Source organism: Porphyromonadaceae bacterium W3.11 (assembly GCA_030434245.1).
Taxonomy (GTDB): Bacteria; Bacteroidota; Bacteroidia; order Bacteroidales; family Porphyromonadaceae; genus Porphyromonas_A.
The window spans coordinates 108,743-132,067 of record JAUISX010000002.1 but is presented as its reverse complement, the minus strand read 5'-3'; the positions used below and the strand labels follow the sequence as shown (position 1 = coordinate 132,067).

Genomic DNA, 23,325 nt, shown 5'->3' with positions numbered 1-23,325 from the left:
TATAGAATAATAAAAGTAGAACATAAAAACTGAAATATTTAACAACAAAGAACTTAATGACATGAAAAGAAATCTATTCCACTTGTTTTCACTAGTGGCTGCACTATTGGCATTCACCATGTGTACTCCTGAAGAGGAGGTCGCTATTAAAGTAGAGTCTATCCAGCTTAATAATAGCATTGTAACTCTAAAGGAAGGGAGCAAGACTAAATTAGAGGTAGCCGTTTCCCCAATTAATATAAAGGACTATTCAATTCAGTGGTTCGTGAGTGATAATACAATCGCATCTGTTTCAGAAATGGGTGAGATCACAGCGATCCAAGAAGGAGAGACAACAGTAACAGCGAAAACTGGAGCTGCTTTTGCCACTTGTTTGGTACGTGTAAGTTCACTCAATGTTCCGCTTGAAAAGATTGAGTTCTCTGAAAAAGAGGTCGAAGTACAAGTGGGAGCAAGCATGATGCTGTCATTAATGCTAACGCCTGAGAATACAACTGATCAGATAGAGTGGAACTCTAGTAATCAGGACGTTGCAAAAGTTAGTAATGGTAAAGTAGTAGGCGTAAAAGTTGGTAGTGCTATGATTACGGCGTCCTCGGGAGATATTAAAGCTTCTATTACAGTAAACGTCGTACCTCAGCCTATTGAAGTTACATCTTTGAAATTTGCAGAGTCTAAAGTTACTGTAGAAGAAGGGACATCTATTGACCTAAAAGTTAATGTAGAGTCTAATGACCCTGAGAATGTAAAGCTTAACTGGGCATCAGAACATGCTGATATTGCTAAAGTTGTGAACGGTAAGGTTACAGGTGTTAAAGAGGGGACCACAAAAATTACTGTTAGTTATGGCGAGCTTAAGGATGAGTGTACTGTAGAGGTTACAAAGAAGACCATCGTTGTCAAAAGCCTGACACTTGATAAGAATGAGTTATCACTGAAGGAAAATCAATCTGCTACATTGGTAGCTACCGTTGAGCCTGTTGAATACCTCAATCAGATCAAATGGAGAAGTGAGAATGACGAGATCGCAACCGTATCTAAGTTTGGTCAAGTGAAAGCTGTTGGTGAGGGCGAGACTAAGATCATAGCTAGCGTAGGGGATAAGGAGGCTATCTGTAACGTGACCGTTGACAAAGCATTGACCAAAGACGACTTTACTGTAGAGTTGAGCGAGGTTAAGCCTCTTAATGCAGTCTTTACTATTAAGCCATCTAGTGATGATATTGTATATACTTGGGATGTGATGACTAAGAAGGTTTATGATGATATCGTATCTTTGCATGGTTCTAAATACAAAGCAGACCGAGCATTTTGGGATTATGCCGGTGATCAAGCATTCCAGAGTGATATTCATCATGGGACGATCACTTCCAATCTTTTAGAACGAGGGAAAGTGGGAATGCCAAATACTGAATATATTCTTTGTTACTATGCAGTTGATAAAGAAACAAGAGAGCTTGCGTCTCCAATTATTGAATATTCATTCCGTACAGCTAAGAGTACCAAATCAAGCAATGAGATTAAGTTCACTCAGGAAAAGATAGAGCCAAAGGCTATTTTTGGAAAGATAACTACCACTAACGAAGATGGTTACTACATAACAGTTCAGAAGAAGAGCTATGTAGATTACTACGTTAAAAAGAAAGAAAGTGGAGAGCTGATAGACGGGAACGATCCTCTAGAAACGATGTTTATGAAATGTATCGAAGGTGATATTAAGTATGTAGATATAGACTATATCATTAGAAAAGGTGACATGAGTATAGATGATCAGACATTCCCTGATAGAAAACCAAAGTATGATTACTACTTGTTGATTATTGGTTTTGACAAAGAGAAGGGCTTCTGTACAGACCCAATCCTACATCAGTTTACAACTCCAGCAGCAAACTAATAATTTTGTATTAGTCAGATGAAACGAATATTTATATATGCTCTTACTGGTCTTCTCATGATAGCTTTTACAAGCTGTCTGAGAGACTCAGTGCTAGAGCAAGACAAAGAAATTTATATCGAACTTTCTGAGGAAGTCCTTACCCTCTCAAATGACTCTGATAATAGGGTTATTGAGGTTAAGACGAATGCTTCCTCATGGAATGCAAGTAAGCCAGCGTCATCCGATTGGTTGAAGCTCGTGAAGAACTCTAATAATTTGCTTATATCAGCACAGGCGAATAAATCTTTCCGTGAAAGAGAGGCAAGGATTTTTATTGAGGCCAATGGTGTATCAAAGGAAATTATTATTAGTCAGGCCGCTACAAAAGATGGATTGGAACTTTCACATCAAAATGTTTCTCTCAAGCAAAAGGGCGGAGAAGATGTGATCAAAGTCCTCCGTGGCGGTGATGATTGGAGTATTGAAGGTAGTGAACAGTACGATTGGTTCACTGTTCTTAGGGCTGAAAAAACGATTTTGGTCAAAGCACTTGAGAACAATTCTTTGGTCAAGAGAATAGGTAAGTTTTATATAAACACTCCTACCTCTATAGTCGAAGTTATCGTGACGCAGGACGGAAAGGATGCTTATATCCTGCCATATCTTCCTTCAAAACACATTACCAAGTCAGATGTCTTACAGGATGCTAAGGATAAAGGGATGTTTTATATCCAGGGTATTCCAAATGAGAAAAAGACTGGTTTTATTTTCGAGTTTGAGGCAAATGATGGACGTAATTCAAAGGCAGGATACGAGTTTATGAATGGCAAAGATATGTATTCTTTCTTCAGACTTTATACTGTCGGAGATGAGTACGGAGAATCTGAAGATTTTCATAACTTCCTTATTTCAAAAGGCTTCAAGTTTGTTAGTAAGAATATTGTTAAGGGGGTTGTAGAGAAAATCTATGATTATTCTACATACTATTATGCCGCTACTCTTATCGTACAGGTCAATCCTAGTAAGAAGTTTACAGAACTCACTTATGAGATGAGCGAAGTTCAGTCTGGAGATATGCCTACATTTGTGAAGTTCCCATACCGTAATACTAGCTTGCTGAATGTCGCAGACTTCTTTGAAGTCAAGGCATGGGAAGAGAGTAAGGGTGGTACTATCGAAGTTGAAGCCGCCAGGACTAGAGGGACGAAGAATCCAAATATCATTGCGAGTGCACAGTTCTCTTCCTTGACGAATGAGAATAGCCATCTCGTAACGCTCTATTTCTTTGAGGAAACTCTAGCTCCTTACATTGGTAAACTAAGTCAGAAAATGGATATCTATACGGATACATCTCTCGGTTTGTGGAAAAATTCTGATGGAAAGCTTAATGTAACTAGAGAATTTGCTGATAAGTTGAAGGCTGAAGGCTTTGAATACCAGTCTCGTAAATTCTCAGCAGGCAGAGAGTGGATTACTTATTTTAATATGGAGACGAAGCTTGTATTAATGCTAGCATTGGTAGAGCAAACAACTGGAGAGAGTCACATGGCACTGAACTTTTATGTGGCTATAGATAGTAATGATAAAGAAAGCCAGGCAATTGCTCTTGCGAACGCTAACCGTGCGTTGAATATCTACAGATAAGTAATGTGATATGATGAACATTCTAGATTTATATAAAATGAAAAAATATCTTATAAGTGCAATATTCGCACTGGTCTTCTTTACAGCTTGTTCTAAAGAGACACTCATCGAGGATCCCCTCGTGTCTCAAGAAGAGCATGCTGACAATAGATCAGATATGTTGAGGCCGAACGCATTAGATGGACTCGTTACACCTGGCATTCTTTATGTCAAAATGGATGCCGAAACAGCTGAATCACTGAAGAATAATGGTGGGGATATTGATATCCATACCTTTTCGGCGGTGTCCTCAGACATCGAATTAGCTGCTAAGCGTGTAGGGGTTACTAATGTAGAGAGGGTCTTCCCTACTGACCCTCGTTTCGAGGAGCGTCATAAGAGATATGGATTAGACAGATGGTATGTCGTGACGTATGAAGAGAACAAAGATGTCGCTACTGCGATGAGAACGTTTTCTACCCTGAAGGAGTTTGAGGTCGTAGAGCCAGCATACGAGGTGGAGCTCGAAAATTATACTATAACTCCTGTCATTCCATCTACATTGAATGGAATGAAACCGCTAGAGGCTACAGACCTCCCATTTAATGACCCTCGTTTGGGTTTACAGTGGCACTACAATAATGATGGTTCTGCTCCAGGTGCTGTAGCAGGTGCCGATATTAATCTTTTCGAAGCGTGGAAGATTGAGACAGGAAAGCCAAACGTTATTGTCGCTGTTATCGATGATGGTGTGGACTATAAGCACGAGGATTTAGTGGAAAACCTTTGGGTCAATAAAAAACCAAACCTTCCAATCAAGCAAGAGAATTTCTATGGGGCATACATCGAAGACCTTCACGGGGCTAACTTCGTTGAAAACGGAAGACGTGGTAATCATGGCACACACGTAGCTGGGACTGTTGCTGCTAGAAATAATAATAATATTGGTGTCGCTGGTGTCGCTGGTGGTGATGGGAACCCTAATACTGGAGTCCGTATTATGGCTTGTCTTGCTATCGATACTCGTCCGAAGGGACAGCGAACTGGTAGCCATCCAGAGAGAGCATTTGTTTTCGCGGCTGATAATGGTGCTGTGATAGCTCAGAACTCATGGGGTTATGCTCCAAATGTAGAGATGGGACAAATTCTTAAGGATGCGATTGACTATTTTATCGACAATGCTGGTACTGATAGTTCGGGACATCAATTACCAGGGTCACCTATGAAAGGTGGTGTCGTTATTTTTTCTACAGGTAATGATAATTTTGATGGATTGAGCTATCCAGCTGCTTACGAGAGAGTCGTTTCTGTAGCGGCGATGGGGCCTAACTTTTATCGTTCATCATTTACCAATAGAGGGCCTTGGGTAGATATAACTGCTCCTGGTGGTGATATAGATATGTATGGTAATAATGCTGGTATCCTTAGTTGTATCCCTGATAATAGTTATGGATTTTATCAAGGAACTTCTATGGCTTGTCCTCATGTATCTGGTATTGCTGCTCTTGTGGTAAGTAAGAATGGGGGGCAAGGCTATACCAATGAGGACCTTAAGCGATCACTTCTGACTGCCTTACGTCCTCAAGATATTGATGCCTTTAACCCAAGAGAAGCGGGCCGACTAGGTCGAGGCTATATTGATGCAGCGAAAGCATTTGCTAAGGACCATCATATCGCTCCAGACAGACCAGAGATTGATCCTGAAATGGAGAGCGAGTACTCTACTATCAGTTTCAGTTGGGTCGTCAATAAGGATGATGATGATATCCTCCCTACATACCAACACTTATACATTAGTGATAAGCCTATCACTAAGGAAAAGTTAAGTTCGTTGACGTCTATTCAGATGCGCGCTACTGTGACACAGCCAGGTGAAGAGATGGAGTATACCTTTACTGGACTTAAGCATAGTACTAAGTATTATATTGCTGTCGTTTCAGAAGATAGATGGGGTAACCTTTCTGAACCTGATATCGTGGAATCTAATACACGTATGAATCAGGTGCCGATTATTACCTTTAGCAATATGCCTAAGGAGATTGTGATCTTTGGTAGGAATAGTCTTTCCTTAGATTTTAGTACCTCTGACCCTGATGGACATAAGGTGTCATGCGAATTACAAGGTGAGACCACTGGTGTTTCCATAATACATGAAAATGGGAAAGGGCAGATTCAGATCCGACCAGTACTGAAGAATGGCCGCTACACGTTCCAACTTCTTGCTAAAGATGAATTTGGTGGATTGACAACCAAGTCTATAACATTTAAAATAGAAGAGCAGATCCCAATTCAACTAAAAGGAGATTTTTCTCAGTTGTTGATTGGTCAGAATGAGGAAGAGTTTTTGTTGCCTTTAAAGAGTAATTACGATTTTAACCGTCATATTGGGATTGACTTTGAGGTCCGCTCAAGTGACGAATCAATAATCAAGGCAGCTGTCTTTATTGAAGGGATGCTCTCAATCATTCCTGTTAAGCCTGGTGTCGCTACTGTTTACATCAAAGCTACCGATAAGGCAGGTGGAATGCACCAGACTTCGTTTAAGGTGAGAGTGGTGAAGGATTCTGAGGCAGCGGTTCACATCGTGTATCCTATGCCAGTTAAGAATACTCTAAATCTGATTATTAATAAGTCAGTAAAGGATCCACGAGTTAAGGTTGTGACGATGAATGGTAGAGTTCTTATAGATGAAAGTATTAAGTCTGTAGGAAAAGATGGACATATCTCACTAGATGTAAGTAATCTATCTCAAAATACTTATAGATTGATATTAGAGTCCTCTAATATGTCTCGTTATGAACAAGTATTTGTGAAATAAACAAAGTAAGTAGATGATTGCTAGTCACTGATAAGTGCTGCTATAGCCGAGTGGCTAGCTATCATTGCTTATTGTAGAAAATAAAAGACAATGAAAAAAAATATATTTAAGTGCCTAGTAATGATCTTAGCCACTATCGCACTTTCTGCAACAGCGATGGCTCAAAGAAGCGTCCCCTTCCGCACGTTTGACATTCAGCCCGATGTGAAGTCACAGTCTCTGGGAGGTACGCACCTGGTCTCTGGTTCTAAGAACTATATCTACGCTAATCCCACATATTTCTTTAATGCGGATAAGAGATGGTCGGTGTATGCATCTGGGCAGATTCTTCCTAAGTTTGATGGCATGACAAGGGAGTTTTATGGCAATGCAAGTCTTGGTTACCGTTTTAGTGAGCAGCATGCTTTATTTCTAGGTGGACGTTACCTCCGAGGAGGTGAGTTAGAGGTCCTTAGTGACATTGGTAATGAGACTCAAAAACATATCAGAACCAATCAGTACACTCTTGACCTAGGTTATGCGTATGCACTAAATGATCAATGGAAAGGATTTGTTACGGCTTCAATGCTTGCTGATAATACTATTAAGGCAAATTATAGCTTATTTGCAGGTATAGGACTTTCGTATTCAAATGTCGTAGCTCTTGGATCTATCGATACTAATCTTGAAGCGACACTTGCGGCCTATAATCTTGGTAAGGTTCTTAATGATGATGAAGCAGTTTCTCATCGTAACTTACCTTCTACGATTGCTTTGGGTGGTCGTGCCCGTACCGAAATCGCTTCTATGCATACTATTGGGCTAAGTGCTCAGGTCGGATATGTTACTCCATATCCTATGGTACAAGCTGGTGTTGGTTTGGAATACACGTATGCGAACTTTGCTTCAGTGCGTACTGGTTTCAATCATCTTGAGAAGGATGTGAATTATGCGACTATCGGTCTTGGCTTAGATATTGCATCTATTGTCCTTGATGCAAGTTATAACATCGGTCTAAATGAATACACTAAGAATACAATTGCTTTAGGCCTTTCACTTTCATTCTGATTTGAGATGAGTCGAGAAAATTACAGTCATATTTACTCCCGTTCTTTTTGGAAGTAATAGGACTTGAATGAATTAGAAAGTCGGTCTGGGAAAAATCAAGTTCCCAGACCGACTTTTTTATTTGACTTATCTTTTATTAATGACTTTAAATTGTTCGAATGAATAAACTTATTATCATCTTAATTTATAGGATCAATTGCAGAACCCTAGCCTTCTTTCTACTCATTTAGTTCTTTATGTTATGAATAGGTGTTTATGAAGGGGGGATATTACAGTATGACAATACCTATTTCCAAGTTATATCTATAGGATTGTAAGGTAGATTAAGCATTGCATCCCCACCAAAATGCACGCTTGCACCTAAAGCTTTAGCAGTTTGCTCTGGATTAGCATACAGCTCCTTTAGTAGAACTTTCATCTTATCCTTCGTGATTTCTTGTTGATCCCATTCCCAACGCCCTATTTCCGAGTTACTCTCACTCTTTGTAAATGAAGTGCAGGTGTAGTGATAGTGTCCTTCGTCATCTTTCGCCTCTAAGATCAAACCAGGTAATCCTTCTAGCAAGTAGGGACCAGCGTTGACGGGAATCTCTTGTGTAAACCACACCGTCCACATTCGTCCGCCAAGTTCTGTTGTCGCTTTCTGACATCGATATCCAATGATTTCTTTGACTTCATTGGTCATAGTCCAGTTAGTTGTAGGCATCTTATCCTTAAATGTCATTACAGGAGCTTTCATAGGAAGGCGATAATCTACTGTTACGTCGCCATTATTGGGCCAGTTCTTGTAAAGGACATAAACTGTGAGAGGATTAACCATCAGTTTGGGAAATCTCCCTGATTCCAACGCTTCCTGAGCTGCTACATCAGCTTGGTAGTAGCTCTCGCTATATTCTTTTTGCATCTGCTTACCAATCTGTAGTGTAATAACATCCTCTGTAATAAACTTTGGATCACTCGGATCAGATACAAAAGAGAGGTCGTATGTCACTTTGTACACCTCATTATCGAGCTGGTCACTGACATTTACTTTCCGAGGTGAAATCGGTATCATCGTCTGTGCTGATGTTATTTGTGTAATAGCAAGTAGTAATAATGGCAGTAAAAAAGTAATTCGTTTCATGTTAAATATTCTATTAGCCGTTAATAATTATATCTTTATATCTAGAGTAAGCATAAAAGCCCGTGGTCTCAATTTATATTGGGTTATAAAGCTCCCATACTCGTGGTGATGAATAAGAGTATAATTTTCAGTATTCATCAGGTTTTTTACGTTAAAGCTTAGATCCCACTTAGGTTGCCTATATCTAAAATTTGCACCCAGCAGCGTAAAATGTTTTTTGACTCCAGGATACTCCAAATAGGTATGGTTCAGATCTATGTTACAAAAGAAGCTAGAAAAGAGATCTACTCCTAGTGAGAACTCTTGATTGGCCCTAAAATTATCCTGACTGTTTTCTCCTGCAATTTTGAATTTGCTTTTTTCTAGAGTCACTTTGTAATCAATTATTACTTTTCTTATAGGACTAAGCTTAATCTCAGTCGTGACATTAGATAATTGATTTGTGTAGTCTTTTATCTCCTCCTTTAAAGCTGTTAGCCCCTGTACATTACTATATCCTAGAAGCATCGTTATTCCTAGACCTTTCCACGAAAATCCTTTACTAATACTTGACTCCAAGCTCCATACTGACAAGTCGTTTTTGATAGGTAAAAGACTCATCTTTAGGTCATTTTCTCCTGTAACGGTATAAGAACTTAACACTGGTGCATTTTGGTACAGATAGACTGCCTTAAAATATCCAGAAAAGAGATTCATGAAATTATTATAGTCCACCTTGGTATTTGCAGAAATCTGATGTCTATGATATAACTTCGTTTCACCCATTCTCTTAGTACGATAATCCAGGTATATAGCTTCTGGGTAGATCTCCATCAAAGAGGGAAAGAGCTTCTTATAATCAGCCCCAAGTGCTATTTGCCACTTATATCCTATGCTCTGTTTGAGACTAAGGTTTGGCTCTATAGACCAACTCTTATCTCTAAGACTACCTAAACTCCTCCATCTATAATAGATAGGCACAGAGAAAAACAGTGAAGTATTATTGTCGATGAAAGTAAATGATTGACCCACAGATGACTCTAGCATCTCATCGCGAGATTGCTCTTCTAATAATACTGATTGATTATAATAAGCTACTGCAATAACAGGGGTATATCTCCATCCTTTCCCTAATCCAATATCTGGTACTGTAATAAAATTATCGGTCTTAAATAAAGAGTGATCAGCATCTTGTACCACACTTGTTGGCTGGCCCAATTGTGCTTCGTACTGTTCTTTTCCCTTCCTATATAGATGTGCACTTTTTATCTCAAATGGAATTGTAAATTCCTTTGTTAAGTAATGGGTATAATTCTTTAGATGATAACTATCAATAGCTTGATTCTGTATTACATTTTGTTCATTGTTAAGCATGACAATTCCATTGGAATTTATCTTGCCGAACTGTCCAGAGAAATGATTGTTGAAGTATCTATTAGGTTTATTGCTTTCCAGATCTACACTTCCCGAAATCTCATGTCTCTTTTCATTTGAGTTAATCTGTTCATTTGATTGGATTGCTTCTTTCCCAGCAGAGCGGTAAAACTTAGATAGCATAAGGCTCTCACTGAGCTCCTTGTCATAGAGATAATCTATATTTAGTTTTAACTGCAAGTCATTGCCCAACGAAAAGTTACTGTTCTCAGAGATGTAAGCTGTGAAATTATCTAGGTATGCCTCGCGGGTAATAGGAGGTTCACTACCTTTTCTAATATTTGCAATGGGATTAAGTTTCTCCGACATTGATATTCCTTTATTATTCCCAAAGGTCATCAGCTCATTTCCTGCAGGATTACCAGAATTGTCTATAGAGCCAACCATTAAGTGCTGATTGTTTCTCGTTTATAGCTTGTCGTAAGTTTAGAGTTTGTCAGAAAGCTATTATCATAGCCTAACCCAATCCTCCCATTAAAAGCCCAAATCCCTTGCTTACTCTCTGCCATCTTTAGATTAAGAGCTACTTCATCAGAAGGTCTTACTCCCTGTAATGCCTTAATATGATTGTGATTGTTCAAAATTTGTATGGTAGAGATATCCTTGCTTAATACATTTTCTGAGATCAATGAGTACCTACCCTGTGAAAGATCTACACCCTCTATATATAACTGACTTATGGGCTTGCCTTGATATCGGATCAATCCACTGCCTTCTACTTTTATGCCTGGAATGTTTCGGAGCACATCACTAATGGTCTTATCATTAGCTCTACTAAGCTGTATGACACTATAACTTATCGTATCACTATTCCCCCATACTTTTGGTGCTGTCACAGTTACCTCTCTTAGATCTGTCACTTTTTCTTTGAGTACAAAGTTGAGATTCTGACTTTTGTTCTCAATAGTTCTAGACTCATCTTCACTCATAAGGGAAGTAATAGAGATAATCACCCTGCTATATTCACTTGGTATCTGCAAGCGATAGATTCCGTCTATATTAGATATTGAATAAGTAATAATAGTACTATCTGTAGGCGATAATGCCGATACATTAGCTCCAACAACAATCTCACCATCCTCAAGGGAAAGATTACCCGAGATGGTAGAATGACTAGGACTTTGTGCCACGAGATTACTTGATATTGTAATAAGTAATACCGTTAATAACAATTTTATTTTTCCAAGATACATCATATAGTCATTAAAAAATACACTTAGAATAACATCACTTATATTCCCATTACCACGAATTAGGGTAGAGAGTTCCAACTATGTTATTCCTCTTTCTTTCATAGGTCACACATGAGTTAATAATTGCTAATTAAGCAAATGTAGTGAAAGAAGTTCGAACATAACCTACTGAATCTAAATATTTTTTAGAGAATTTTTTTTCTTTAGATTCAGTAGGTTGAGTATAAAATAGTAGAGCTAACTTTGTAAGAAATGAAAAAAATGTACTAAAGCATTTCTTCTAAAAGAACGACAGAATATCATGTATTTCTTGTCCGCTTAACCATGCTATCTCATATTGCATTTGAAGGATATAGGCTAGTCTAGTGTTATAATATGACCAAAAATGTTGTTCAAGAAAAGATGGATCATCTGCTCATCAGCACTTTTAAAAAGTAAGGGCAAGAGCATTTATTCCAGGATGACTATTACTGCTAATTCTGTCTTTACCATAAAGCCTATGGGTGAAGTCGCAGTATCAGTCATTTTTTACGTCGACTCTTGATCTTAATCTTAAAATGAGGGACTTGAGTTTTTGATGATAACTTCAACTATTTTCGTAGGTCAACCGATTTTAGGGGAAGGCAATTTTTTGAAATAGCTTAAAGATAGATGTCGGCTTTCTTTTTCATTTATTTTTAAGGCATTGCCTATCGTATAGGCTGAATAGTTTGTGCTAAAATGATTATGGGAATGAAGGCTAATTTTTTAGTAACTTTGTCCTTTGTAATTGAATGTCATTAAATTGAATCATCTGAAATGAATAAAGCAGGTAAGTTTAAGCGTACGTTGGTCACAACTGCACTACCTTATGCTAATGGTCCGGTACACATTGGACACTTAGCAGGTGTGTATGTGCCGGCTGATATATATGTTAGGTATTTGAGATTAAAGGGCGAGGAGGTTGCCTTTATTGGAGGTAGTGACGAACATGGTGTACCGATTACTATCCGTGCTAAGAAAGAGGGAATCACACCGCAGGATGTGGTTGATCGTTATCATGAATTGATTAAGACTAGCTTTGAGGAGTTTGGGATAAGTTTTGATGTGTACAGTCGTACTACTAGCGAGATGCACACCCAGACAGCTAGTGCTTTCTTCCGTCATCTATATGATAAGGGTGAGTTTGTGGAGATAGAGAGCGAGCAATATTATGATGAGGAAGCCAAGCAGTTCCTAGCTGATAGATATATCACAGGTACATGTCCTCACTGTGGTAATGAGGGTGCTTATGGTGACCAATGTGAGAAGTGTGGAACTTCTCTTAATCCTACTGACTTGATCAATCCTCGCTCGACCATTTCGGGTGCTCAGCCTATTAAAAAGAGTACGAAACATTGGTACTTGCCCCTAGATAAGCATGAGGCATGGCTAAGGAAGTGGATCCTAGAGGATCATAAAGAATGGCGTCCCAATGTATATGGTCAATGTAAGAGTTGGCTAGATATGGGGCTACAGCCTAGAGCAGTAAGTCGTGACTTGAACTGGGGTATCCCTGTGCCTGTGGAAGGTGCTGAGGGCAAGGTGCTTTATGTGTGGTTTGATGCTCCAATTGGATATATCTCTAATACTCGTGAGATTTATCCTGATACTTGGGAGACTTGGTGGAAGGATCCAGAGACACGTATGCTTCATTTCATTGGAAAGGATAATATTGTGTTCCATTGTATTGTCTTTCCTGCTATGTTGAAAGCGGAAGGGTCCTATAATCTTCCTGATAATGTCCCATCTAATGAGTTTCTTAACCTCGAAGGGGATAAGATCTCTACAAGTAGAAACTGGGCTGTATGGCTTCATGAGTATCTACAGGATTTCCCTGGAAAGCAGGATGTCCTGAGGTATGTGCTGACCGCTAATGCTCCTGAAACTAAGGATAATGACTTTACATGGGCAGATTTTCAAGCTCGAAATAACAATGAGTTGGTGGCTGTGCTCGGTAATTTCGTTAATCGTGCGATGGTCTTGACCCACAAGTATTTTGAGGGGAAGGTGCCTGCTTGTGCAGAATTAACGGATCAAGATAAGGAGGTCATGGCTGAGATTCTAATTATTAGAGATGAGACTCAACGCTTGATGGATGACTTTCATATCCGTGATGCTCAGCGTAAGGCTCTGGACCTTGCTCGTCTTGGCAATAAGTACTTGGCCGATACTGAGCCATGGAAGTTGGCAAAGACGGATATGGAGAGAGTTGGGACTATCCTGAATATCTCCTTGCAGATTGCGGCTAACTTATCTCTCCTCTTCGAGCCATTCTTGCCATTCAGTATGCGTAAACTTAGAGAGATGCTACATCTCGAAAGTGAACTCTCATGGGAGAGAATTGGACGAACAGACCTTATGTCTGTAGGTGCAGCTGTGGCTAAGCCCGAATTACTCTTTGAGAAGATTGATGATGAGGTTATTGAGGCTCAGAGAGAGAAATTAAGAGCGACCAAAATAGCTAATGAGGAGGCTAAGAAAGCAGAGGCGAAGGTTGAGCCCATTGCTCCAGAGATCGCTTTTGACGACTTTTTGAAATTGGATATACGAGTGGCGACTATTAAGGAGTGTAAGAAGGTTCCTAAGACAGATAAGTTGCTCGAATTTACCTTGGATGATGGATTAGGAGGACGTACTATCATCAGCGGATTGGCTCAGTATTATGCGGAGCCTGAAAAACTGGCTGGAAGACAGGTGATATACATTGCCAACCTTGCAGCTCGTAAGATGCGTGGTATCCTCAGCGAAGGGATGATCTTATCTGTTGCTGAGGCTGATGGTACTCTTTCTTTACTACAGCCAAGCAAAGAGGTTAAAGCGGGGTCAAAGGTATCATGAGTGTAGCATTACTTCTATCAGGCGGTGTTGATAGCTCTGTCGCCCTCCATCTTTTGATGGAGCAGGGTATAGAACCCGATCTCTTCTATATCCATATTGGAGCCAATGAAGCAGGCTTTGAGGACTGTCCTGCTGAGGAGGATATGGAGATGGTGAGGTGGCTAGCTCGTCATTACGGAAGACCATTGGAGGTCGTCAATCTACATCGGGAGTATTGGGACTATGTGGTCAAGTACATGGTGGATACCGTGAGAAGTGGTAAGACGCCACACCCTGATATTATGTGTAATAGGGTCATTAAGTTTGGCTACTTTGATGAATACGTAGGTAAGGATTATGATCAGATTGCTACAGGTCACTATGCCGATAAGAAGATTATAGATGGAGTCCACTATCTAGCGACAGCTAAGGATAGAGTGAAGGATCAGACCGATTTTCTGGCTCAGATCACCTATCCTCAGCTCTATAAGGCTTTATTTCCATTAGGCCCATTGCCCAAGAGTGAAGTGCGTAGAATTGCCGAGCAATCTCATTTGGTTACGGCTAAACGTAGGGATAGTCAAGGTATCTGTTTCTTAGGTAAGGTGGATTATAATGACTTCTTGGAGCAACATTTAGGTAGTATGCCAGGTGAGATTATAGACCTAGATAGTGGTAAGGTCTTAGGTGAACATAAGGGCTTTTGGTTTCATACGATCGGGCAGAGAAAAGGGTTAGGCCTAGCTGGCGGACCATGGTTTGTTATCCGAAAGGATATTGAGAATAATCGTCTGTATGTTAGCCGTGGTTATGATCCGGAGGAGCAATATGGTAATGTCATCGAGCTCGGAGAGATGAATTTTATTAGTGGCGATCCGATGCTTCCAGGAGCAATGGACATGGAAGTAACCTTCAAGGTGCGTCATACGCCCGAATTTACTTCAGCACTATTGCGTCGTAATGATAATGGGACACATTATATCCTATCTGAGGATCTGATACAGGGCATTGCACCAGGACAGTTCTGTACGATATATGATGCCTCTAGTACGATTTGCTATGGGAGCGGTGTGATTAGTAGGGGCTGGAAAGAGGAGTAATCCACAGTTATATGAGAGAATTGGACGACACATTCCTCTGTATAACTTTAGTCAGCCCTATTGTGAGAATGTCACTTGGTGTGCATTTTCGATCTTATCCCTACTGAAACACTATAAAAATAGGATAACCCACCTAAGTTTGGTAAGGGCTATCCTATTTTTTTATTTCTAAGCATTCACTGGGATATATATCCCACACCAGTTTTATCTGTGATTATGCTTGATGAGATTCATAAATTCATCCCTCGTATTATCCTCTTGGAAAGCACCTGTAAAGTCGGATGTGGTGGTGATGGAATTCTGCTTCTGTACCCCCCTCATCTGCATACACATGTGCTGAGCTTCAATGACAACCATTACACCTAGAGGGTGTAGGGTCTCCTGAATACACTCTTTGATCTGAGTGGTGAGTCGTTCTTGTACCTGAAGGCGACGAGCAAAAATATCTACGATACGAGGGAGTTTGCTCAACCCCGTAATGTACTTATTGGGGATATAAGCAATGTGCACTTTCCCAAAAAATGGAAGGAAGTGATGTTCGCACATGGAATAAAAATCTATATCTTTGACGATGACCATCTGCTTGTAATCTTCGCGAAACATAGCACTCTTAAGTACCGCGGCTGGATCTTGGTGATACCCTTGGGTCATGAATCGAAAAGCCTTTGCCACGCGAGTAGGGGATTTAAGTAAGCCCTCACGTGTGGGGTCTTCTCCTATCTCTACTATTGCTTGCCTATAAAGTGTGGCAAGACGTTCTACAATTTCATTCTCTTTTTCTTCGCTTATCTCTTCTGTGAAGTAGGGATTATTGGACATTATATTATAAAGATTGTTGCTTAATAGATTAAATTACTGTTTTATTCTAACGGTAGATCTTACGATATATACCTCTTTGGAGAACGTAGGAAACTGTTTCTTAAGCTCCATCATGCATTCTCTAGCCTCAGAAAATTCAATGAAGCTGCCCACCCTCAGTCTCCAAAAGGGGGCCTCGAACTCTACTGCGGTCTCTAGTTCAGGAAAGTTCTCTCTTACCTCAGCGGCACGGGCTCGTGCAATGTTCTTACTATTGGTGTTATTACCACTATAGAGCTGTACCTTATATCCTTGAAGGACGGCATAGCCATTATAAAACTTTGCTCTGCTCAGTGCACTTGATGGCTTACCTACCAATTGCATGATGTGCTGACTCTGCTTAATCGCAATAGTTCCATTGCCAGGGTTGTCAGCAAGCAGTGCCTCGAAGATAGTATCTTGTTGCTTAGTTGCTTCTTGAGCCATTGTAGAGCTTATGCAACTAAGACTTATAACCAGAATTATAAATATACTCTTTACTTTCATTTTACAAAGATAACCAATAAAGTTTACTCTTCTTTTATTTTTGTATCGATAATGCTCTCTTTGGTTTTTTCCTTACTTGATAGTCCTAACCGTCTCTTGATTTGTGAGATAATCCCAGGGTTAATCCCTTTGGTGGCGTCTCTGATAAAGGACTCTACATGCCTCTTTAGTTTATCGTCTGAGATCTCTTCCATTGGAATCATGATGGCCGTTTCTTCAACATTACCGAAGTGAGGATTGACGCTAGTACCAAAGTACATGAGCGATTCGGATAGCCCTAGATATGAATTAACAAGAGGGGGTATGGATGTCCCCATATCACGGATTGTTTTCGAAAGGTGCTTATAGTCCACCTTCGGGTTATCACCTTTGATCACAGCTTTAAGTTCCGAAATAGGGACCTCTATAGAAATGGGATACTTAGGGTGCATCAGTTCTTGGTCGCCTTGGAAGTAAGTCTGAAAGTAATAGGCGATAAGATCTTTAGCCTTTTTATTGTAATCTTGATACATCGTCACTTTGCCAAAGAAGTACTGATACTCTTCGTGGATTAGGATAAGTCCACCTAACCCATCCCACAGGTTGTCTAGTGCAAAGATAGAAGCCGGAAGCAGCTTGCCATCTCTCTCCTCCATTCTTACGAAGCTTCTGCCTAGCTCAATAGTCTTAGGGATATATTCCTCAATAAAGGTTTTACTGAAATGAAAAATCTCATTGCTAGAGAGTGTGGTTTGGTCACCATCGAGAGCGACATTACCTCCAAGGATGTACCGATACCCACCAATGAGTTGCTTCTTTTGGGGGTCCCAAACTACTAGTTGTCTATATCCGTTGGGGTCTATATCATGACTATCAATATCAGCAGGAAGTCCAGTGCCACCGCCACTACTCCTGAACGCTATTTCTCTCAGTCTCCCAACCTCTATCATTGTGTTGGGTGCATCATTGGCGTGGAAGATATAGATCTCATTACCAGCTCGATTGGTCTTACGCAAAAGCAACTGTTCGCTAAGTTCTGCCTGAATGATATTCGGGTCTCTTGCAGGTATGATATCTTCCTTAATCATATTGTTTTTACTATAGACTACAAACTGCCATTTGTTCCATACATTTTGGGAAAGTGATACAGAGACGTTCTTAAATCATTAGCCTTCTTATGTATCTCTCGACCTGTAGGGAGTTGTTGAATCGGTATCGGTTCGCCAACAAATATACGAAAATGTTTGCCTTTAGCACGGAAAACCTCATCAGGGAGAAGCACCAATTCGTAGTTAAACTTGATCCCAAGTTTCTTTCGGAGTCGTGCCCATTTATGGAAGTGATTGGAGTTATCGCCTTCGAAGAAAAGTGGTACGATGGTTCGTCCACTTTTTTTAGCCATCCTGATGAAGGAAGGATTCCACTTTAAGTCCCTGATTTCTCCATCATCCCCTTTCCTACTACATAGACCAGCTGGAAAGCTGATGATCTGTTTGTCGCTCTCCAACGCATCGTTGATCTGGTGAGCTAGATCACGAGCTTGACTACCATATTTATTGACTGGGATGAATACATCTCCAAATTGATAGACACTCATGAGCAGATCATTTACTAGGACTTTGATATTGCCATGATAGTGCTGCCCTAATATATAAGTGAGGATAATGCCATCCGCTCCGCCTAGAGGGTGGTTACTCACGAAGAAAGAGGGCTGATCAGGTAAGGGGAGGCGTTCTGCTCCTATGATTTCTGTCGTGATGTGTAGGTGCTCAAGGATTTTTTCTGCAAATTCGACACCGCCAACGTGGTCTTGCAGCTTCATGATTTCATTTAATTCATCTTGGTGCACCAGCTTCTCCATCCATTTCAGAACAAATTCTGGTATATATCCTTTGTATTTTGAGCGAACCGATGCTCTAACATCAATCTTCTTCACGTTGCTAAGCTTAAATCTTTAATAGGATGGGGTGGTTTACAAAAAACTCTCGAGATACCTTTTCGTCTGCTTCGAGCTGTTTTTGCAACTCTTCCAAGCTAGCAAACTTTTCATCTGGTCTGATGAATTTTCTGAATGAAATGGTTAATTCTTTGTCGTAAAGATACCCTTCGAAGTCAAAGACGAACACCTCTATCCGATGCTGAATAATACCACCATTTGAGACCGTTGGCGTTGAGCCATAATAGGACATCCCAGTGTAAATCTTATTGTCAATAATGACCTCTGATATATAGACGCCCACTTCAGGTAAAATTACATTCGGGTCCTCCGGCACTATGTTGGCTGTAGGGTAGTTAATCGTCCGTCCTATCTGCCGACCGCCTGTAACCCTGCCGCTTAGGCTGTATGGGCGACCCAGGAGCTGTTCAATCTGTGTGAAATTCTTTTGGGCGAGACAGTATCTGATACGAGATGAGCTGACAGGAATGCCACCATCCTCATAGGTCGATACCCTGCGAATGGTCAGCCCTATAGATTCTAGATCATGATCAAAGGACTCTACAGTCTCACCCAACATCTTTTTCCCAAATCGATTGTCATAGCCAAGCATCATACCAATCATACCTGCATCCAGGATGGGTGCAATAAATTTTGTTGGTGGCTGCTTTGATAAGTCTTTCGTGAAAGGAAGGACGAGGATATGATCAGCTCCAGTATTGGATAGAAGTCGAAGCCTTTCTCTTAATGAAGAAATTTTGAGTGGGGGTTGATCATTCGGGGAAAGGACAGTGGTAGGGTGTCTGTCCAGTGTTATGATTAGGGATTCGGCACCTAAGTCCTTCGCCATCATCTGCATCGCATTGATGAGATGTTGGTGTCCCAAGTGAACGCCGTCAAATAATCCTAGAGTCGCCACTAAAGGCTTCTGATTGTCTCTACTTTGTAATTCTTCTACAGAATGGTAAATCTTAGCTTTTCCTATCTTATTCATTACATATTATCTTCTAATCCAGAGCTCGGGATTGAGCTTAGTTCGCTCCTTCCACACTTGGAAGTGTAGTTGAGTAGCACCGCCTAAGTCGGGATCTGAATATATTTTACCTAAGGACTGACCTGTTTTGACTTTACTACCTTTAGTCACATACACGTCAGTAATATTGCTATAAACAGTCAGGTAGTTACCATGGCGGACGATGATACTATTATTGAAGCCCTCCATCAAAAAGATTGTGGTCACCACCCCATCAAAGACGGCTCTAGCTTCGGCACCCGAACTACCCTGAATGTCTATCCCACTATTATCCACTCGTACGTGTCTTAGTGCTGTGTGGTTTTGTACTCCGAAGTGTCCAACTATATTATATCGTCCTGTGATTGGAGCCGGTAGCTTACCCATGTTCTGAGCAAAATTACCAGATAGCTTTAGTTCAGCCTCCGTCATAGCGTAGCCACCTTTCGTTTCGGCCTTACGCTTGTCCTGAGTGTTATTGGCGGCCTCTGCCCTTCGGCGAGCCTCCTCAGCCTCACGAATCTCCTTAGCTATTTGGTCTTCGATTTGCTTATTTAGTCTTGCTGCCTGCCTTTGTTGCTTAGCTAATTCTTTCTTAAGTTCACCTTGTTTGTTTTTAAGCTTTTGAACTTCCTGAGCAACCTTGTTTCTATCCTCTTGTAGTTTTTTCTGCTCTTCTTCTCGAGCACTAAGTAGCTTCGCTTTTTCTGCTCGCTGAGCCTGGAGTTGAGCTTTTTGCTTATCCAGTTCGAGTCTCAATTCCTTAAGTTTTTCGCCCTCTTTTTTCTGCCAAGTGGCATATTCACTGAGATATCTCGCTCTTCTAAGTCCTTGAGCAAAGTCACTCGCAGAGAGGATAAATAGTAATTGGTCCTGAACCTGATGACCTCTTTGTAGTGCTCTGATGGACTTCACGTAGCTTTGTTGTCTCTTCTCGAATTGCTTCTGAAGGACCTCAATCTCATCACGAAGCTTTACGAGTTGCTTGTCGGTTGCTTTGATCTCTTCACCTAAAGTGACGATGACCTTTTGTCTATCTTTTACTTGCCCCTCTAGTAGTTGTAGTTGGTTCAAGCTCTGCTTGGCAGATGTCGCGGTCTGCTTTAGTAGAAGGTCCACCTGCTTCATCGCCTCTTGAATGGCTTTCCTTTGGTTTTCGAGCCGTTGTACCTCAGCCGACTTCTTTTGTGCAAAAGCTGTCGGGCTGAAACACACTAACGTTAGTGAAAGCAGAAGTATCTGAAAGTATTTTCTCATAACGATGATATTAGTTCGATCAGTTCCATTAGAGTAACCCTGTGATAGCCACGTGGGATATCCGTCTCTATCTTTTGTGAGAAGGTTTGCTTCATGTGATCTAGATTCATTTGTACGTGATAATTATCGCTAGGCTTTCCGAATATCTCTACGTCAATGCGTATCACGCTAGGGACTGGACGGAGCCTCTGTTCGGTGTCCATTTGGATAAAGTCCCAATAGCTGATTTTTACCTCTGCTTTATTAACGATTGAGACGTGGCTTTCGACCAAGTTTAGAGCGGCATCAAAAGTATGTGTGATCTTGTGTCCTCCAGGTCCTAGCGACTCCGTTAGTGTATAGTACTGAGCATCCTTTGAGAAGTGCATTCTTTGGAGAGCTTCATTTCCCATACTGATGAGTCCAAAAGGCTGGTTTTGTACCATCGCTTTGAATATGTTGGTGTCAATACCGACTATATTTTTCAGGAACATTGAGGAGTTATCCAAGCGTTCTTCCAAGAAAGCATGTTTGCCCATCCGATCCAGTACCAGTAAGCTACCATTAGCGATGGTTATTTTACCAACCTCAATGATGGACATCGGACGTAATGATAAGACGAATGCTTTATCACGCTCCAGGCTCCAGCGGAACCCGATATTACCCATACTTATGTCCTTCTTTCCATCAGTTACAATCGTCAGCTTACCACTCGCATCCACAATGGGATAGTCCTTTATCACAGAGTAAGCAGAGAGAAACTGGCGCTTATTAAGTGTTGCTTTGCCTACGGGTACCACTATCTGCTTGCTGGTCCCACAGCTATTAAGGAGTATGAGGGGTATGATCCATACGAGGACCCTCCACGATGGGTAGTATCTTTTCATTATTCTTTACTTTCTTCTTGTATCAGAGTGGTAATCTCCTTTATTTTTCTCTCTGCCTTTTCTAAATCCCCCTCCAGTTCTATGACCTTGCTCCACGCCTTCAGGGCTCCGGGATAGTCCTTCATCGCCTCTAGGATTTCGGCAAGGTGCTCATAATAAACTACCTCTGGCTCCTTCATTGCTGCAAGAGCCTTTTCCATATACAGCTTAGCCATAGAGTACGACCCTCTTTTATAAAGGATCCAAGCATATGTGTCTAGGTGCGAGGGTTCGTTATTACTATTTTGGACGGCAAGTCGAGCCATCTCTTCAGCCCTCTTCAGGTCCTCTTCGGTTCCGTAATTTGACAAGGCATAAGCATAGTTATTGAGGGCAAAGGTACTCGGATTCATTGAGATAGACTCCTCGTAATACTGCTTGGCGGTATCCCAGTGTCCCAATTCTTGCTCTCTCTCGGCTTTGAAAAGTGCTATTTGGCTGTAGTAACGGTCGCTCTTAGGCACTAGCTCGATAGCCTTATCAACAATCTTAGAAAAGCCAATTGTGTCACCGCCTTGGATGGCTAGTATTGCCGAGTAGAGCTGAGTGAGTCCATCCTTGGGGATTCTCTTTATTCCAACATTGACCAGTTTTCTAATCGCCACCGTGTCCTCCGCCATAGCGTGCTTCTCAAAGAAGTAGTGGTACGGTGTTGTTTCGGTAGTGCCCTTTTCAATCATCTTTGTCATGATCTCTTCGGCAGCCAATGTGTCCTTGAGGATAAGGTGTGCTGAGGCTTGCTTGTATGCCAATTCATCCACATTGGGATACCTTTTGTACAGCTCTTCTTGTATGGGCAGTAACGCCATGATGAGTCCAGCAGGATCTTTGCTCTCCTCCTGTGCTATGTTCATCATCTCTACTAGGATTGCGGGCTCTGTCCCCTTCCTATTAGCCTCTGCCTTGATGGAACGGGCAACCTCATCATTCATTCCAGACATTGAATAAAATGCGATTGAAAACCTTCGGACGTAGGGGTCATCAGGGTGTGATGCTTGTAGTGAGGATACCAATTGCTTTGCCTCCTCTTTCCTGCCTTGATTTCCATAGAGTGAAACGAGCATAAAGGTACTGGTCGGTTCATTGGGGTGCTCTTCCAGCTGGGACAATAGTAGCTGCTCAGCCTCGTCTGTCCTTTCTAGCTCAGTTAGAAGTTGGGACTCCTTGAATATCACTGCTGTAGTGCGGGCAGAGCCTTTTAGCTTCCGAAGGGTTGCTAGAGCCTCTTCTGTCTTGCCCGACTTCTCGTAAATGTTAATGAGCATCCCAATCTGTGCCGCATCATCTGGCCGCTCTTCTAGGAGTCGGGTAGAGACCTTTTCGGCAATATCCCACTCCCCATACATCGCAGCCATCTGCATCAATGCGTTCCCGATATGTCTGTCGTAATTAGAGTTTTTGTACGCTAGCTTAAGGTCGTCGATCGTGGCATCGCTATTTCCGAGATATGCTTGATAGTATGCCCTGTCCCATAATAGTACTGGCTGTTGGTCATCTATCAGTGCAGCCATCCAGAGGTGATGTAATACTTCAGAGCTTCCCTGCTTTCCATCATCTAGGCGTATAGCTCTTCCATATATTTCATTAAAAAGAGCCTCTTTCTCTTTTAGGTGTGCATCCTGAGCCTTAATCAAGGAGGTGCTTGTCAGTGCCAAGAGCAGCATTAAAATGAGGGGGTACCTCTTCATATTCATAATCTTTCTTAGTCAAATGTTCATTATAGGCATGTCAATAGGACTGCCTAACTTAACTTCATAATGTAAAGATAACCATTTTCTACAAAGCGACACTTTATTTGTCATATAACTGTGTATTATTTTGGAACATATAACGAATAGAAGTGTATCTTTTCTATTTCTTT

General features: G+C 41.0%; 17 protein-coding genes. 6 read left to right on the top strand and 11 right to left on the bottom strand.

Going from position 1 to position 23,325, the window contains the following annotated elements:
• The first annotated feature begins 61 nt into the window (after nt 1–61).
• The 4 genes from QYZ87_03145 to QYZ87_03130 all read left to right on the top strand — a co-directional run bounded on the left by QYZ87_03145 (nt 62) and on the right by QYZ87_03130 (nt 7,364).
• Complete coding sequence (locus QYZ87_03145; GenBank protein MDN4753526.1) at nt 62–1,894, top strand: Ig-like domain-containing protein; 1,833 nt, start codon at nt 62–64, stop codon at nt 1,892–1,894.
• An 18-nt stretch (nt 1,895–1,912) separates the two neighbouring features.
• Complete coding sequence (locus tag QYZ87_03140; GenBank protein ID MDN4753525.1) at nt 1,913–3,520, top strand: BACON domain-containing protein; 1,608 nt, start codon at nt 1,913–1,915, stop codon at nt 3,518–3,520.
• Nucleotides 3,521–3,557: 37 nt separating this feature from the next.
• Nucleotides 3,558–6,317, top strand: coding sequence for a S8 family serine peptidase (locus QYZ87_03135; GenBank protein ID MDN4753524.1), 2,760 nt, complete (start codon nt 3,558–3,560; stop codon nt 6,315–6,317).
• A 90-nt stretch (nt 6,318–6,407) separates the two neighbouring features.
• Entirely contained in the window at nt 6,408–7,364 is a 957-nt protein-coding gene (locus tag QYZ87_03130; protein MDN4753523.1) for a PorV/PorQ family protein, read from the top strand.
• 286 nt (nt 7,365–7,650) lie between these two features.
• Here the strand turns inward: QYZ87_03130 and QYZ87_03125 are convergent, their stop codons facing one another.
• Genes QYZ87_03125 through QYZ87_03115 form a run of 3 tightly spaced genes read right to left on the bottom strand, consistent with a single transcriptional unit; the run spans nt 7,651 to nt 11,030 of the window.
• Nucleotides 7,651–8,487, bottom strand: a complete 837-nt coding sequence (locus QYZ87_03125) for a GLPGLI family protein (protein ID MDN4753522.1) — start codon at nt 8,485–8,487, stop codon at nt 7,651–7,653.
• Between the two features lie 27 nt (nt 8,488–8,514).
• A complete protein-coding gene (locus QYZ87_03120; protein ID MDN4753521.1) occupies nt 8,515–10,287 on the bottom strand; it encodes a hypothetical protein in 1,773 nt (590 codons plus the stop codon).
• Nucleotides 10,287–11,030 carry a hypothetical protein gene (locus tag QYZ87_03115; protein MDN4753520.1) on the bottom strand — a complete coding sequence of 248 codons (744 nt, stop codon included), beginning with the start codon at nt 11,028–11,030 and terminating at the stop codon, nt 10,287–10,289. The genes QYZ87_03120 and QYZ87_03115 overlap by 1 nt, the downstream gene beginning before the upstream one ends.
• An 861-nt stretch (nt 11,031–11,891) precedes the next feature.
• On the opposite strand from QYZ87_03115, the gene metG reads away from it, so the two are divergent.
• Together metG and mnmA are read left to right on the top strand one after the other, a co-directional pair.
• Nucleotides 11,892–13,952 carry a methionine--tRNA ligase gene (metG, locus tag QYZ87_03110; protein ID MDN4753519.1) on the top strand — a complete coding sequence of 687 codons (2,061 nt, stop codon included), beginning with the start codon at nt 11,892–11,894 and terminating at the stop codon, nt 13,950–13,952.
• The gene (gene mnmA, locus QYZ87_03105; GenBank protein MDN4753518.1) at nt 13,949–15,031 is read left to right on the top strand and encodes a tRNA 2-thiouridine(34) synthase MnmA; all 1,083 of its coding nucleotides are present in this window, start codon (nt 13,949–13,951) and stop codon (nt 15,029–15,031) included. The genes metG and mnmA overlap by 4 nt, the downstream gene beginning before the upstream one ends.
• Nucleotides 15,032–15,235: 204 nt before the next feature.
• Here the strand turns inward: mnmA and folE are convergent, their stop codons facing one another.
• The 8 genes from folE to QYZ87_03065 all read right to left on the bottom strand — a co-directional run bounded on the left by folE (nt 15,236) and on the right by QYZ87_03065 (nt 23,152).
• Nucleotides 15,236–15,850 (bottom strand): GTP cyclohydrolase I FolE, encoded by a 615-nt coding sequence (gene folE, locus QYZ87_03100; GenBank protein ID MDN4753517.1) that lies wholly within the window; start codon nt 15,848–15,850, stop codon nt 15,236–15,238.
• A gap of 33 nt (nt 15,851–15,883) precedes the next feature.
• Complete coding sequence (locus QYZ87_03095) at nt 15,884–16,315, bottom strand: SPOR domain-containing protein (protein ID MDN4753516.1); 432 nt, start codon at nt 16,313–16,315, stop codon at nt 15,884–15,886.
• Nucleotides 16,316–16,398: 83 nt separating this feature from the next.
• Entirely contained in the window at nt 16,399–17,442 is a 1,044-nt protein-coding gene (locus QYZ87_03090) for a GNAT family N-acetyltransferase (GenBank protein MDN4753515.1), read from the bottom strand.
• 17 nt (nt 17,443–17,459) lie between these two features.
• Entirely contained in the window at nt 17,460–18,290 is an 831-nt protein-coding gene (locus QYZ87_03085) for a 1-acyl-sn-glycerol-3-phosphate acyltransferase (protein MDN4753514.1), read from the bottom strand.
• A gap of 10 nt (nt 18,291–18,300) precedes the next feature.
• Nucleotides 18,301–19,284: a riboflavin biosynthesis protein RibF gene (gene ribF, locus QYZ87_03080; protein MDN4753513.1), complete on the bottom strand. Its 984-nt coding sequence runs from the start codon at nt 19,282–19,284 to the stop codon at nt 18,301–18,303.
• Nucleotides 19,285–19,290: 6 nt separating this feature from the next.
• Nucleotides 19,291–20,559 (bottom strand): peptidoglycan DD-metalloendopeptidase family protein, encoded by a 1,269-nt coding sequence (locus QYZ87_03075; GenBank protein MDN4753512.1) that lies wholly within the window; start codon nt 20,557–20,559, stop codon nt 19,291–19,293.
• Entirely contained in the window at nt 20,556–21,425 is an 870-nt protein-coding gene (locus QYZ87_03070; protein MDN4753511.1) for a DUF4292 domain-containing protein, read from the bottom strand. Before QYZ87_03070 ends, QYZ87_03075 begins: the two co-directional genes overlap by 4 nt.
• On the bottom strand, nt 21,425–23,152 hold the full coding sequence (locus tag QYZ87_03065; GenBank protein MDN4753510.1) for a tetratricopeptide repeat protein: 1,728 nt from the start codon (nt 23,150–23,152) through the stop codon (nt 21,425–21,427). The genes QYZ87_03070 and QYZ87_03065 overlap by 1 nt, the downstream gene beginning before the upstream one ends.
• Nucleotides 23,153–23,325: the final 173 nt, after the last annotated feature.

Excerpts from the sequence above, each read along its gene's own strand:
- QYZ87_03145 (MDN4753526.1), top strand. The coding sequence starts at position 62 with ATGAAAAGAAATCTATTCCACTTGTTTTCACTAGTGGCTGCACTATTG.
- QYZ87_03140 (MDN4753525.1), top strand. The coding sequence starts at position 1,913 with ATGAAACGAATATTTATATATGCTCTTACTGGTCTTCTCATGATAGCT.
- QYZ87_03135 (MDN4753524.1), top strand. The coding sequence starts at position 3,558 with ATGAAAAAATATCTTATAAGTGCAATATTCGCACTGGTCTTCTTTACA.
- QYZ87_03130 (MDN4753523.1), top strand. The coding sequence starts at position 6,408 with ATGAAAAAAAATATATTTAAGTGCCTAGTAATGATCTTAGCCACTATC.
- QYZ87_03125 (MDN4753522.1), bottom strand. The coding sequence starts at position 8,487 with ATGAAACGAATTACTTTTTTACTGCCATTATTACTACTTGCTATTACA.
- QYZ87_03120 (MDN4753521.1), bottom strand. The coding sequence starts at position 10,287 with ATGGTTGGCTCTATAGACAATTCTGGTAATCCTGCAGGAAATGAGCTG.
- metG (MDN4753519.1), top strand. The coding sequence starts at position 11,892 with ATGAATAAAGCAGGTAAGTTTAAGCGTACGTTGGTCACAACTGCACTA.
- mnmA (MDN4753518.1), top strand. The coding sequence starts at position 13,949 with ATGAGTGTAGCATTACTTCTATCAGGCGGTGTTGATAGCTCTGTCGCC.
- folE (MDN4753517.1), bottom strand. The coding sequence starts at position 15,850 with ATGTCCAATAATCCCTACTTCACAGAAGAGATAAGCGAAGAAAAAGAG.
- QYZ87_03095 (MDN4753516.1), bottom strand. The coding sequence starts at position 16,315 with ATGGCTCAAGAAGCAACTAAGCAACAAGATACTATCTTCGAGGCACTG.
- QYZ87_03090 (MDN4753515.1), bottom strand. The coding sequence starts at position 17,442 with ATGATTAAGGAAGATATCATACCTGCAAGAGACCCGAATATCATTCAG.
- ribF (MDN4753513.1), bottom strand. The coding sequence starts at position 19,284 with ATGAATAAGATAGGAAAAGCTAAGATTTACCATTCTGTAGAAGAATTA.
- QYZ87_03075 (MDN4753512.1), bottom strand. The coding sequence starts at position 20,559 with ATGAGAAAATACTTTCAGATACTTCTGCTTTCACTAACGTTAGTGTGT.
- QYZ87_03070 (MDN4753511.1), bottom strand. The coding sequence starts at position 21,425 with ATGAAAAGATACTACCCATCGTGGAGGGTCCTCGTATGGATCATACCC.
- QYZ87_03065 (MDN4753510.1), bottom strand. The coding sequence starts at position 23,152 with ATGAAGAGGTACCCCCTCATTTTAATGCTGCTCTTGGCACTGACAAGC.